Annotated in this window: 9 protein-coding genes and 1 tRNA gene; 4 read left to right on the forward strand and 6 right to left on the reverse strand. The window is 72.1% G+C overall.

Features of this window, described 5'->3' with window-relative positions:
* Nucleotides 1–9: 9 nt before the first annotated feature.
* Nucleotides 10–1,302, reverse strand: coding sequence for an NADH:flavin oxidoreductase/NADH oxidase (locus ABID81_RS09670; RefSeq protein WP_354594586.1), 1,293 nt, complete (start codon nucleotides 1,300–1,302; stop codon nucleotides 10–12).
* A 184-nt stretch (nucleotides 1,303–1,486) separates the two neighbouring features.
* Complete coding sequence (gene nirD, locus ABID81_RS09675; RefSeq protein ID WP_354594587.1) at nucleotides 1,487–2,617, reverse strand: nitrite reductase small subunit NirD; 1,131 nt, start codon at nucleotides 2,615–2,617, stop codon at nucleotides 1,487–1,489.
* A 262-nt stretch (nucleotides 2,618–2,879) separates the two neighbouring features.
* Here nirD and nirB point away from each other — a divergent pair, with 262 nt between their 5' ends.
* Genes nirB through ABID81_RS09690 form a run of 3 tightly spaced genes read left to right on the forward strand, consistent with a single transcriptional unit; the run spans nucleotide 2,880 to nucleotide 7,779 of the window.
* Nucleotides 2,880–5,501 (forward strand): nitrite reductase large subunit NirB, encoded by a 2,622-nt coding sequence (gene nirB / locus ABID81_RS09680; protein WP_354594588.1) that lies wholly within the window; start codon nucleotides 2,880–2,882, stop codon nucleotides 5,499–5,501.
* A gap of 2 nt (nucleotides 5,502–5,503) precedes the next feature.
* The gene (gene cobA, locus ABID81_RS09685; protein ID WP_354594589.1) at nucleotides 5,504–6,643 is read left to right on the forward strand and encodes a uroporphyrinogen-III C-methyltransferase; all 1,140 of its coding nucleotides are present in this window, start codon (nucleotides 5,504–5,506) and stop codon (nucleotides 6,641–6,643) included.
* Nucleotides 6,640–7,779 (forward strand): uroporphyrinogen-III synthase, encoded by a 1,140-nt coding sequence (locus tag ABID81_RS09690; protein ID WP_354594590.1) that lies wholly within the window; start codon nucleotides 6,640–6,642, stop codon nucleotides 7,777–7,779. Before cobA ends, ABID81_RS09690 begins: the two co-directional genes overlap by 4 nt.
* Before the next feature lie 534 nt (nucleotides 7,780–8,313).
* Here ABID81_RS09690 and ABID81_RS09695 read toward each other — a convergent pair.
* The 3 genes from ABID81_RS09695 to ABID81_RS09705 all read right to left on the reverse strand — a co-directional run bounded on the left by ABID81_RS09695 (nucleotide 8,314) and on the right by ABID81_RS09705 (nucleotide 11,521).
* Nucleotides 8,314–9,270, reverse strand: a complete 957-nt coding sequence (locus tag ABID81_RS09695; RefSeq protein WP_502915207.1) for an ABC transporter permease — start codon at nucleotides 9,268–9,270, stop codon at nucleotides 8,314–8,316.
* Between the two features lie 113 nt (nucleotides 9,271–9,383).
* Complete coding sequence (locus ABID81_RS09700) at nucleotides 9,384–10,442, reverse strand: aliphatic sulfonate ABC transporter substrate-binding protein (protein ID WP_354594592.1); 1,059 nt, start codon at nucleotides 10,440–10,442, stop codon at nucleotides 9,384–9,386.
* Nucleotides 10,439–11,521 carry an ABC transporter ATP-binding protein gene (locus ABID81_RS09705; protein WP_354594593.1) on the reverse strand — a complete coding sequence of 361 codons (1,083 nt, stop codon included), beginning with the start codon at nucleotides 11,519–11,521 and terminating at the stop codon, nucleotides 10,439–10,441. The genes ABID81_RS09700 and ABID81_RS09705 overlap by 4 nt, the downstream gene beginning before the upstream one ends.
* Before the next feature lie 266 nt (nucleotides 11,522–11,787).
* Here ABID81_RS09705 and ABID81_RS09710 point away from each other — a divergent pair.
* A tRNA-Pro gene (locus ABID81_RS09710) sits at nucleotides 11,788–11,864 on the forward strand.
* A 94-nt stretch (nucleotides 11,865–11,958) separates the two neighbouring features.
* Here ABID81_RS09710 and ABID81_RS09715 read toward each other — a convergent pair.
* On the reverse strand, nucleotides 11,959–12,906 hold the full coding sequence (locus ABID81_RS09715; RefSeq protein ID WP_354594594.1) for an SRA domain-containing endonuclease: 948 nt from the start codon (nucleotides 12,904–12,906) through the stop codon (nucleotides 11,959–11,961).
* Between the last annotated feature and the right edge of the window lie 54 nt (nucleotides 12,907–12,960).

The following is a 12,960-nucleotide window of genomic DNA, read 5'->3' on the forward strand; positions in this document are numbered from 1 at the left end:
CCCGCGTGCCTACGCGTCGACGAGTTCGGCCGAACCGCCGCCGGCGGTGTCGGGGACGGTCTCACCGACGGGCGGCGACGTCGGGGCGGGGCCCGAGGCAGCGAGCTCGTCCACGATCGGTGCCGAGGCCGAGACGCCCGCCGCTCCGGCCAGCCCGGCCGCGGCCGACTCCGGAGGCAGGGGCCAGCCGATCGCCTCGGGGGCGCCCCGCAGGTTGCGCAGCCACCAGGCCCAGTCCTCGGGCACGAGGCTGAACGGGTCGTCGAAACCCAGCTGGCGCGCGGCGTAGACCGGCCAGTGCGGGTTGGCCAGGGCCGACCGTCCGAGGTAGATCAGGTCGATGCCCTCGTCGGCGATCACCTGGTTCGCGAGCTCGGGAACGCCGAGGTTCCAACTGGTCGCGACCGGGATGTCGACCTCGTCGCGGACGCGTTTCGCGTGACCGAGCATGCCGCCGAGCTTCCCGATGGGGACGTCGCCGCGCATGTCGTCGGTGTTGAAGCCGATGCTGAGGTCGGCCAGGTCGAGGCCGTGCTCCTTCATCCAGCCGATGGCGGTGATCGACTCGTCGACCTCGATGCCGCCCGGGTGGAGGTCGTCGATGCCGAGGCGCATGGTCAGGGGGATGCGGTCGGGCAGCACGGCCCGCACGGCGTCGAGGGCCTCGAGGTGGAACCGCGCCCGGTTCTCGAGCGAACCGCCGTACTGGTCGGTCCGCTGGTTCGCCAGCGGCGAGAAGAACTCGCTGCCGAGGTAGCCGTGGGCGAAGTGCATCTCGACCCATTCGTAGCCGGCGGCGAGGGCGCGTTCGGTCGTCGCGGCGTAGTCCTTCATGAGCTGGGCGATCTCGTCGACGGTCAGCTCACGCGGGGTGTAGGGCAGGGTGCCGCCGTACGCGATGGCGGACGGTGCACGGGTCTGCCATCCCGCCTCGTGCTCGGGAGGCAGCATGTGACCGCCCTCCCAGGGCGTGACGAGGCTGCCCTTGCGACCGGTGTGGCCGAGCTGGATGGCCGGCACGCCACCCATCGCCTTGATCATGTCGGTGACGCGCTTGTGGCCCTCGATCTGGTCGTCGTCGTAGAGGCCGGCGCAGTGCGTCGTGGTGCGACCGTCGGGGGTGATCGCGATCTGCTCGGGGAAGACCAGGCCGAACCCGCCGGCGGCACGCGCGCCCAGGTACATGACGTGGAAGTCGTCCATCTTGCCGTCGGTCGACCGGTACATGGTCATCGGCGACATGCCGATGCGGTTGCGCAGGGTGACACCCTTGAGCGTGAACGGGGAGAAGAGGTTCGGCATCGGGTTCCTTCGGTTCGGGGGCGGGATGTGGGGGCTGAGGTCAGTCGATCACCGGGAGGTACGTGCAACGGTTTCGCCCGGGTTGCGCGACCGTAACGTTCTGCTCTCGTCGGCCGGACGGCGGTGAGAGATCGCGGACGCGGGCGACGGCGGGCTCGGCTGACCGGCACCCGCCGGGCTGCGTTCAGGCACCGGCCCGCCAGCGCTCGAGCACGATCTCGACGAGTTCGGGTGGGGGAGCTTCCCCGTCGTCGACCAGCAGCGGGGCACTGGTGAGGTCGCCTCCGGAGGCGCGGGCGAGGTCGGCGAAGTAGCCGGGCGCGAGCAGGTAGGTCGCCACCACGACCCGCGCGCCGCTCGGGGCGGACGCACGGGCGGAGGCGACCGCCGCGGGGACGCGCGGCTCGGCGGCGGAGATGAAGGCCGCGGTGACCGGGCTGCCGAGCCGCGCCTCCAGGGCTCGGGCCGTCGTCACGCAGTCGGCGACCGCCCGCGCGTCGCTCGACCCGGCCGCCGCCAGCACGACGAGGTCGCCCTCGCGCCAGCCGGCCTCGAGCAACCGACGCTGGAGCACGGCGGTGAGGCGGTCGTCCGGGCCGAGGGCGCCCGTGACGACGACGGGTCGGGGGGCGGCGTCGGCGGCGGCCTCGGCGAGGTCCACGTGAACGTGGTACCCGGCCGAGAGCAGCAGGGGCACGAGGGTGGCACCGCGGTCGTCGTCGAGGCCGTCGACGGTCGTGGGCACGTCGGGCTGCTGCACGTCGACGAAGGAGTCGACGACCGTCAGTTCGGGTGCGGCCTCACGCACTCCGGCCAAGAGGGCGGCCACCGCGCGCCGCCCGACCGGGTCGGACGTGCCGTGCGAGGCACCCACCAGGGCTCGGGCCGGTGACACCTCGACCGTGCCGTCGACGGTCCGCGACCGCCAGATCGGGAGGCGCAGGTCGGGTTTCGTGAGGCAGGCACCGGTCTCGAGGTCGTAGACGTCCTTGTGGAGGGGTGAGGCGACGGTCGGTCGTCCCCCGCGCGAGCCCACGATGCCCCGGGCCATCACGGCCGATCCGGTCAGCGGGTCGAGGTGGCCGAAGGCGCGGACGGAGTCGTCCGGCAACCGGACGACGGCCACCTGCGAGCTGCCCACGAGGGCGGCCTCCGCCCACATCGGGGCGAGGTCGTCGAGCCGGCACACGGCCGTCCAGACCGGGGTGGCGGTCACGGCCGACTCGGCGGCCGCGCAGGCACAGGCGCTCACGAGCGTGCAGGGGGTCGTGCACGAGCGGCGGGTGGTCGTCGTCGTCACGTCGGTCGTCGTCACGGGGTCCCTCTCGGCAGGGTGCGGCAGGTCGTGTCCGGGCATCGGTGACGCTACGAGTCGCGTGTTTCGGGGACGGCCCGGCGGCATGACGGCCAGGTAACGAAGACCTCACCGTTCTCCGAGCGAACGGTGAGACTCGCGACACAGTGCGTCACACGCGCGCAACGTGCCGGTGACGCCGGCGTCGTAGCGTCGGGCTCGGGCCGACCCGCCCGACCCACGACCGGGTCGACCCGACCAGCCCCCGCCCGAGGAGGACCCCGTGGACGACATCACGACCGCACCCGTCAGCACTTCGTCCGCGAGCCCGGTCCCGCGGGTGCTCGTCGTCGGCGGCGGCCCTGCCGCCCACCGCCTGGCCGAGGCGCTCGCCGCCCGCGCCACGGCGGACGGGCCGGTCGCGGAGGTCACGGTCGTCGGTGAGGAGGTCCACCTGCCCTACGATCGCGTCGCGCTCTCGACCCGGCTCGCCGGGGCCGTCGACCTGACGCTGGGCGCCGGGTCGGTGTGGAGCGCTGGCGGCGTCTCGTACCTGGGCGGCGTCCGGGTGGAGGCCGTCGACGTGGACCGTCGCACGGCCACCACGAGCGACGGCCGCACGCACGGATACGACGCCCTCGTGCTCGCCACCGGGTCGTCCGCCACCGTGCCGCCGATCCCCGGGGCCGCGGCCGGTCGCGTGTACCGCACGATCGACGACGTGGACGCCCTCCGCGACGAGGTCGCCACGTTCGCCGAGCGCCACGGACGACCGGCACGGGTCGTCGTGGTGGGCGGCGGGCTGCTCGGACTCGAGGCGGCAGGAGGCGCGGCCGCGTTGGGCGCGACGGCCAGCGTCGTGCACAGCGGTCGCTGGCTCATGTCGGCCCAGCTCGACGAGGGCGCCGGGCGGGCACTCGGTCGGATCGTGACGGCCGGAGGGATCGGCCTGCACCTCGGCACCCGCCCCGCCGAGGTGCTCACCGCACCCTCGGGGGCCGTGTGGGGCGTGGTCCTCGAAGACGGCCGCACCGTCGGGGCCGACGTGGTCGTCTTCTCGATCGGCATCACCCCGCGGGACGAGCTGGCCCGTGCGGCGGGCATCGAGGTCGCCCCGCGCGGCGGTGTCGTCGTCGGCTCGGACTGCTCGACCTCGGAACCGCACGTGTACGCGATCGGCGAGGTCGCCAGCGTCGACGGCGTCTGCACCGGTCTCGTGGCCCCCGCGAACGCCATGGCCGAGGTCGTCGCCGACCGCCTCGCCGGGGGTGCCGCGGTGTTCGGCGGCATCGACGACGCGACCAAGCTCAAGCTCGCGGGCGTCGACGTGGCCTCGTTCGGTGACGCGACCGCCCGCACCGAGGGGGCCCTCGAGGTGGTCTACGCCGACCCGGCCCGCGGCCTGTACCAGAAGCTCGTCGTCAGCGCCGACGCCAAGACGCTGCTCGGCGGCATGTTCGTCGGCGACGCGACGCCCTACACGACCCTGCGCCCCCTGTTGGGCCGCGAACTGCCCGCGGAGCCCGCGGCGTTCCTGGCGGCGTCCGGCGCCGAGGGCGCCGTCGACGTCGAGCTGCCCGACGACGCGCAGATCTGCGCCTGCAACGACGTCTCGGTCGGCGACGTCCGGGGCTGGATCACGGGTGCCCACGGTGAGGCCTGCACCGACCTCGCGACGCTCAAGACCTGCTCGCGGGCGGGCACGCAATGCGGGTCGTGCGTGCCGCTGGTGAAGAAGACCCTCGACGCCGAGCTGACGAAGGCGGGCGTCGCGGTGTCGACCGCGCTCTGCGAGCACTTCGCCATGGGGCGGGCCGAGCTGTTCGAGGCCGTCCGCGTCCTCGGCCTCAGCTCGGCGGCGGCGGTCTTCGAGCGATTCGGCCGCGGCGGGCTCGGCTGCGACGTCTGCAAGCCCGTCGTCGCCTCGGTGCTCGCCACGCAGACGCACGCGTACATCCTCGACGGCGACACCGGACCGCTGCAGGACACCAACGACCGGGCCCTCGCCAACATGCAGAAGGACGGCACCTATTCGGTCGTGCCCCGCATCCCGGCCGGCGAGATCAGCCCTGCGAAGCTCAAGGTCATCGCCGAGGTCGCCGAACGGTTCGGGCTCTACACGAAGATCACGGGCGGCCTGCGGATCGACATGTTCGGGGCCCGGCTCGAACAGCTGCCCGACATCTGGCGACTGCTCGTCGACGCCGGGTTCGAGTCGGGCCAGGCCTACGGCAAGAGCCTGCGCAACGTGAAGTCATGCGTCGGCTCGACCTGGTGCCGCTTCGGCGTGCAGGACAGCGTGGCCATGGCCATCTACCTCGAGGAGCGCTACCGGGGCCTGCGCTCGCCCCACAAGTTCAAGATGGGCGTCTCGGGCTGTGCCCGCGAGTGCGCCGAGGCCCGGGCCAAGGACGTCGGCGTCATCGCCACCGAGAACGGCTGGAACCTCTACGTCGGCGGCAACGGCGGGTTCCAACCCGTGCACGGCCAGCTGCTCGCGAAGGACGTCGACGACGAGACGCTGATCGCCTACATCGACCGCTACCTCATGTACTACGTGCGCACGGCCGACCGGTTGCAGCGCACCGCCCGCTGGCAGGAGGAGCTCGACGGCGGCCTCGACCACGTCCGGGCCGTCGTCTGCGACGACTCGTTGGGCATCGCGGCCGAGCTCGAGGCGGCGATGGTGCAGCACGTCGGCGACTACGTCGACGAGTGGGCGCTCACCCTCGACGACCCCGAGCGGCTGAAGCGGTTCCGGTCGTTCGTCAACGCCCCCGACACCCCCGACCCGTCGATCGCGCACGTCACCGAACGCGACCAGCCCCGACCCGCGACACCCGACGAACGACGCTCCGCGAGCGTTCTGCTCGCGGGCGACCGCATCCCCGTGCGAGAGGCCTGACCATGCAGCTGACCCTCGACCTGACCGGTCGACACGTGCTCGTCGTCGGTCGACCCGACCGGGCCCGCCACGCCGTGGCCGCGGTGCGGGCCGACGGAGCCGTCGTCGAGTCACGGCCCGCGGACGACGCCGCGCGGCACCTCCGCGCGCTGCTCGCGGGTGCCGGACCGCGCCTCCTGCACCTGGTGGTCTGGGTCGAGGGACCCGGGGAGGCGCGGGTCGCGATCGCCGCGTCGGCCGCCGCCCTCGAGGTGCCCCTGGCCACCGCACCCGCCACCGACCCGTCTCCGCACGGGCACGTGACGCTCGTCGGCGGGGGACCGGGTGCGCCCGAGCTGCTGACCGTCGCGGGTCGTGCGGCGCTCGCCGCGGCCGACGTCGTGCTGCACGATCGACTCGGGCCGGGCGACCGGGTGGCCGAGCTGGCGCCGGGTGCCGAGCTGGTCGACGTGGGCAAGACCCCCGGTCACCACGCCGTGCCGCAGCGCGAGATCGAGGCACTGCTCGTCGAGCACGCGGTGCGCGGTCGTCGGGTCGTCCGGTTGAAGGGCGGTGACTCGTTCGTGTTCGGTCGCGGGGGCGAGGAGGTCGCCGCCTGCCGACGGGCCGGTGTGCCGGTGACCGTGGTGCCGGGCGTGACGAGCGCCATCGCCGTGCCGGAGGAGGCCGGCATCCCCGTGACCCACCGCGAGGTCAGCCGGGCCTTCACCGTGCTGTCGGGTCACGTGCCGTTCTCGGACGACGAACTGCGACACCTCGTGGGTCTCGGCGGCACCATCGTCGTGTTGATGGGCGTCGCGAACCTGCCGCAGACCGCGGCCGGACTCCGCCGTCACGGGATGAGCGTGGACATGCCGATGGCGGTGCTCGAGAGCGGGTTCACCGACCGCAGCCGACGCACGGTCACGACCGTGGGCGAGGTCGACGCACTGATCGGGACGTTCCGGTCGCCGGCCGTCATCGTGATCGGCGAGGTCGTGCGGGTGGCCGACGCCGGGCTCGACGAGGTCGCCGACCTCGTGGCGTTCGCGGCACCGCGTCCCGTCGGGTCGGAGGGGTCTCGGGCCGGAGCTCGGGCTGGGGCTGCCGCGTCCCGTGCCGGGGCTGCCGCGTCGGCTGCCGACGCCCGGGTGACGGCGTGAGCGACGCCGACGGGGCGGCGAGCGTCGCGGCGTTCCAGCCCGACCAGCTCGAGGGGTTCCGGGTGGCGGTGACCTCGGACCGTCGGTCGGAAGAACTGATCGCCGCGTTCGAGCGTCGTGGTGCCGACGTGGTGCACGCGCCCACCATCCGGATGACCGGCGTGCAGGACGACGAGACGCTCGTCGACGAGACGCTCGGCATCATCTCGGCCCGACCCGACGTGCTGCTCGCCACCACCTCGTACGGCATGCGGCGGTGGTTCGACGCCGCCGACGCGGCCGGCATCGGCGACGACCTGGTCACGGTGCTCGCCGACGCCCGCATCGTGGTGCGCGGGCCCAAGGCGCGCGGGGCCATCCGTGCGGCCGGACTCGACGACCAGGGGATGAGCGAGCGTGAGACGACGACGTCGCTGGTCGACCTGGTCCTGCGCAGCGACGTCGCGGGCTTGACCGTCGCCGTGCAGCTGCACGGACTGACCGACCCGGCGCAGCTCGACCGCCTGAGGGACGCGGGGGCCACCGTGCTGACGGTGTCGCCGTACCGCTGGACGGTGCACGAGGACGTCAGTCGCGTCCGTCGTCTCATCTCCGCGCTCTGTGGCGGCAGCGTCGACGCCATCACCTTCACGAGCGCCCCCGCCGTCGACGCCCTCTTCTCGATCGCGGACGGGGCGGGTCGGCTCGACGAGCTGCAGAACGCCCTGCGCGACCAGGTCGTGGTGGCCGCGGTCGGACCCGTGACGGCGGCGCCGCTCGTCGAGGCCGGGGTCCTGCCGATCGTGCCCGACCGGTTCCGCATGGGAGCGCTGATCCGGTTGCTCTGCCAGCACCTCGAGCAGAACGCGGCGCACCGGCTGAGCACCGACTACGGCGACGTCGAACTGCGGGGGCATCAGGTGCGCCTCGCCGAGCAGCGCTCCACGCTCAGCCCGGTCGCGCTCGCGCTGTTCCGGGCGCTGGTCACCGCCCAGGGGGCGACGGTGTCGCGGGACGAGCTGGCCCTCGCGGCACCCGAGCAGCTCGACGACCACGGGGTCGACGTCGCGGTCAGCCGTCTGCGGCGGGCGCTGCCCGAGCCGGGGCTGGTGCAGACGGTCATCAAGCGCGGGTACCGGCTGACGGTGGTGCGGTAGCGCGGGGCGCTGCTGGGGGCGACCCCGCCACGAGGTGAACACGTCGCACCCAATTTCGTGGCGGCGTGTGTACTTCGTGGCGCGGGCCGGGCAGGAGGCGCGGGCCGGTGGGAGGCGGGCGTCCGGACGAGAGGTGGTCGGCGCGCATCCCGCCACGGAGTAAAGACGCCGCCACGGGATGTCGTGGCGGCGTGTGTACTTCGTGGCGGGGTGGCGGCGAGGGTGCGGCTCGGGCGGGCGAGCAGGCGGCCGGGCGGGCAGCCGGGCGGGCAGCCGGGCGGGCGGGCAGGTCGATCAGCCGGGGCGCGGGCTTCATCGGGCCACGACGCCACGAAGTGGACACAGCGCCAGAACTAGACGTGGCGCTGTGTCCACCGCCTGGCGTCCTGCGTGGGCAGAGGTGCGGCTGAGGGCGGGCGTAGGTGTGGCGTGCGGACGTCGGCGCGCATCCCGCCACGAGGTAAACACGCCGCCACGAGATCTCGTGGCGGCGTGTTCACCTCGTGGCGGGGTCGGGCCGGGCCCGCGCGACGCCTACCGCCAGCGCCGCAGCGCGACGCGCTGCACCACGTTCAGCACGGTGTCGCTCAGCGTGCCGAGCAGGGCCAGCAGCACGATGGCGAGGAAGATCCGGTCGACGCGCCCGTTCGACTGCGACTCGGTCAGCAAGAAGCCGAGGCCCATCGACGACGCGATCAGCTCGGCCGCGACCAAGAAGAGCCACGCCTGCGCCAGCGCGAGCCGCAGTCCCGACACGAGCGACGGCAGCACGGCCGGCAGCTGCACCCGGGTGAACAACGACACCCGGCGCAGGCCGTAGGCGCGGCCGGCCTCGACGAGCTGCGGGTCGACGTGTCGCAGCGAACCCGCGACCGTGGTGAACACCGGGAAGGCCGCGCCGATCGCGATCAGCGTCACCTTGCTGTCCTCGCCGATGCCGAGGTACAGGATCAGCAGAGGCACCCAGGCCAGCGACGGCACCGCCCGCACGGCCGCGATCGACGGCGCGAGCAGTGCCTCGCCCACTCGCGACAGACCGACGACGGCTCCGACGACTAGCCCGATCGCCGAGCCGACCACGAACCCGATCAGCACCCGCTGCAGCGAGATGGCGACGTAGAGGCCGAGCTGGCCCGTCGCGGCGAGATCGACGCCGGCCCGAACCACGTCGGCGGGGGACGGCAGGCGGTACGAGGGGACTCCTCCGACGGTGGTGGCGAGCACCCAGGCGGCGAGCACGGCGGCCGGCACCAGCACCCCGAGCAGGGCCAGGCGGCGGGGAGCAGGCGCGCCCGGGGCTCCCGGGCGTCGCGGCGCGGGCGACCCGGACGAGGAGGCGCGGCGTCCGTCGTCGGCGACCCGCGCCTCCTGCGGTCGGGACGCGGAGGCGCGGCGCGCGGTGCCGGCAACCCGCGCCTCCTGCGGTCCGGACGGGGAGGCGCGGTGCGCGTCGGACGCGACCCGCGCCCCGACGAGGGGAGTGCCGGTCACGGCGTGGGTGACGTCGCCGCGCCAGGCTCCGTCGACGACGGTGCCCGTGCCGCGCGTCGCCTCGTCGCGGACGACCTGGCGGGCGTCCGCCTCGCGACCGCTCAGGTTGTCGCTCATGAGGTGGCGGACCGGGCGTAGCCGTCGTCGAAGAGCGAATCGAGGGCGGCGTCGACGTCGTCCTGCGAGGGCACGTCGCCCGACTCGACGAGGATCGGGCCGACGGTCTCGAGGACGGCGCGCTGGTCGGCTCCGGGGGCGGGGTCGATGTCGAGGTGGGTGCGGTCGATCACCGTTGAGGCCACGGCGGGGTCGATGCCGGCGGCCTCGGCGAGGATGTCGGCCGTCGCGTCGGGATTGTCGATCGCCCAGGCGCGGGCCTTCTCGTACGAGTCGACGACGACCTGGGCGACGTCGGGGGAGGCGTCGAGGAAGGACTCGGTCGCGTTGAGGAACCCGTAGCTGTTGAAGTCGACGTTGCGGTAGATCAGCTTGGTGCCCGACTCGGCCTGGCTGGCGGCCATGATCGGGTCGAGGCCCGACCAGGCGTCGACGCTGCCGTTCTCGAGGGCGGCGCGTCCGTCGGCGTGCTGCAGGTTCTGGATCGTCACGTCGGACGCGCTGAGCCCCGCCTGGTCGAGTGCCTGCAGCAGGAAGAAGTACGGGTCGGTGCCGCTGGTCGCGGCGATCGTCTTGCCATGGAGCCCCTCGACGTCGGTGATGGTCGAGTCGCCCGGGACGACGAGCGCCGACCACTCGGGCTGCGAGTACACGTCGATCGTCTTGATGGGGGAGCCGTTCGAGCGGGCGAGCAGCGCGGCCGAGCCGGCGGTCGAGCCGACGTCGACCGCTCCGGCACGCAGCAGCTCGTTGGCCTTGTTCGAGCCGGCCGATTGGGTCCAGTTGACGGTGACGTCGTCGCCGAGGGCGTCCTCGAGGTAGCCCTGGCTCTTCACGACCAGGCTGAGCGGGTTGTAGGTCGCGAAGTCGATGTCGAGGGTGTCGGTCGACCACTCGCCGGTGCTCTCGCCGGTGCCGCCAGCCGCTTGGGCGCCGGTGTCGGCGTCCTCGCCCGCGACGCAGCCGGTGAGGACGAGGGCGCTCGCCGCGGCGAGGGCGAGACCGCCGGCCCAGGAGGCGCGGGTGCGGGTGGTGGGGAGGGTGCGGAAGGTCATCGGTTCGTCTCCGTGCTGTCGGGGGCGGTGCGGTGGTGTGTGGGTGGCGGTGCAGGTGCGGTCGTGGTGCCGGTGTGGCCGGCGGGTGTGGCGCTCGCGGTCGTGCCCGGGGTGGGCGTCCTCGTCGCGCCGGTGTGGCCGGGGGTCGCGGTCGTGGTGGTCGCGGCGCTCGAGGTCAGGGTGCTGGTGGTCGAGTTGCCGACGTGGACGCGGTGGACGCCGAGGTCGGCGAGCAGCTGAAGGCGCAGTTCGGCCAGGGCGGGGTCGTCGCGGTCGCGGGGTCGATCGCCGGGCACGGTGACGATGCGCTGGATGCTGGGGGCTCCCGGTGCGGTGTCGGCGTGCGCCGCGCCTCCTGCGGTGGTGTCGGCGGTGCCCGTGGCGCCGGCGGGCGGCTGCTGCTGCTGCTGCGAGAGGTCAGCGAGGACGACGATGCGGTCGGCGAGGTAGAGGGCTTCGTCGACGTCGTGGGTGACGAGCAGGACGGTGGTGGGTTCGGCGCGGTGGATGTCGAGCAGCAGGTCGTGCATGCGGAGGCGGGTGAGGGCGTCGAGGGCTCCGAACGGCTCGTCGAGCAGCAGCACCTTGGGGGCGCGGGCGAGGGCGCGGGCGAGGGAGGTGCGTTGGGCCATGCCTCCGGACACCTGGCGGGGGCGGAGGCCGGCCGAGCTGCCGAGTCCGACGAGGTCGAGCAGTTCGGTGATGCGGGCGCGGCCGGCGGCCTTGTCGGTCTTGTCTTGGTTTCGGCCAGGCTTGGGCAGGCCGAGTTCGACGTTCTGGCGGAGGGTGCGCCAGGGCAGGAGGCGCGGCTCTTGGAACGCGATGGCGCAGCGTTGGTCGGTGGGCCGGGTGGGGGAGTCGTCGATGTCGACGGTGCCGGCGTCGGGCTGGTCGAGGCCGCCCACCTGGCGCAGCAGCGTCGACTTGCCGCAGCCGGAGGGCCCGACGATGGCGATGATCTCGCCGGCCGTCACGTCGAGGTCGAGGTCGTTGAGGACGGGGCGCTCGCCGAAGTGCCTCCCGACGCCGCGCAGACGGATCGGCAGAGCCGAGGAGGCGCGGGTCGTCGAGGTGGGCATGTCACGACGGTAGGTGCGTGCGCGGTCTGCCGGGGCGGCGGGTGTAACGGGGCGAAACACTCCGTTCGGTCTGCCCTGCGGTCGCGTGGTCTCAGCTTGCCGTCGCCGGCCGACCCCGTGGTCGACATGGGGTCGTGGCTCGTCTCGCCCGTCGGGCCGCCCCCGTTCGTGCCCGGTCTCAGGTACACCCATTCATCGGCTATAGTTGTGGGGTTGCCTCGGTCGGGGCAACACCAAGACCTGGGTTGCACTTCGAACCCAGATCGCGGGCTGTGGCGCAGCTTGGTAGCGCACTTGACTGGGGGTCAAGGGGTCGCAGGTTCAAATCCTGTCAGCCCGACCAAATCGATTGTGATCGGCCGAGGTGGACACGTCTGGTGCCCATATCTCGCCACTCCTCGGTGGCTCAAGCGTCTGCGTTCGTCTCGGTGCCCGCTCTACCTTCGGTCCCGAGGTTTGGTGATCCACGAGAAGCCAGGACCGTCTTGGACGAGGCATCCGAATCCATGGTTCTGGAGCAGCTGGATCAGATCGTCGACAGGCCTTGCAGGAAGAAGAACTGAGAGCCGGATGCCGGTCTCGAGGTGAGCCGCGTAGTCGAGTAGCTGCCCGATGGCCATGCGAATGTCGGTTCGTGACGCACTCGCCTTGGCCTCAAAAAGAGTGTTGTCATGCGGCGTGAAGAAGTCCGTGAGCATGCTTCTGCCCTCGGCCAGGGGAATGGACCAGCGTCTGGCCGTCTCATTCTGTCTCAAGAGCCAGGCAGCGAAGCGCGCCGTCAACTGGGCTTCACGACGATGCGCCTCACCGTCTTCCGTTCCCTGCCTGGCTGAGATCAACGTCCTGTCGACTTCAAGGGGAACGAGCATTGGAGTTTTCTCTTCCGGCTCGGCCGACGCTGGAGGCAAAGGGGGCCCCGCCTCGGAAACTCTTTCAAGGTGAAAGACGATGACCTTCCGATCACGACCCTTCCGATCCGGAGCCGTGGCGAAGTGGAAGCCGAGTTCGTCGTCAGAACGCACCTCGTACTCGCCCATGTATTTCTGTCGCTTTGTGGATGTTCCTTGTACAACGCCGTCGGCTACGAATAGCTGAAGTCGTTTGCCTCCCGATTTGTGATTGAGAAGCGTTTTGTTTCCGAGCTTGAATTGCTGATCACCGTCCTGGCCCGCACCGGTGTAATTGAAAGCTCTACCGTCTGATGTCTCACCGTCATGGAGCGCGTAGCCAAACTGTGCCCCTTCGCGCAGGTCGGAGAAAACCATGACGTACTCGCTTCTCGTCGAGGGAACGACCCCGCCGGAGTAGACGCTTCCACCATACGTGGCGGCCAGTTCCGCTCGCGTTGTCATGTCACCCGCTTGCAAATTCCAAGAAAAGCTCATTTTTCGAGACTAGGTGCGGAGTAGGAATCTGCACCTCGCAGAAACGGGTGATCT

Origin of the sequence: Frigoribacterium sp. PvP054 (genome assembly GCF_040547465.1) — a bacterium.
In the GTDB taxonomy this organism is placed as follows: domain Bacteria; phylum Actinomycetota; class Actinomycetes; order Actinomycetales; family Microbacteriaceae; genus Frigoribacterium.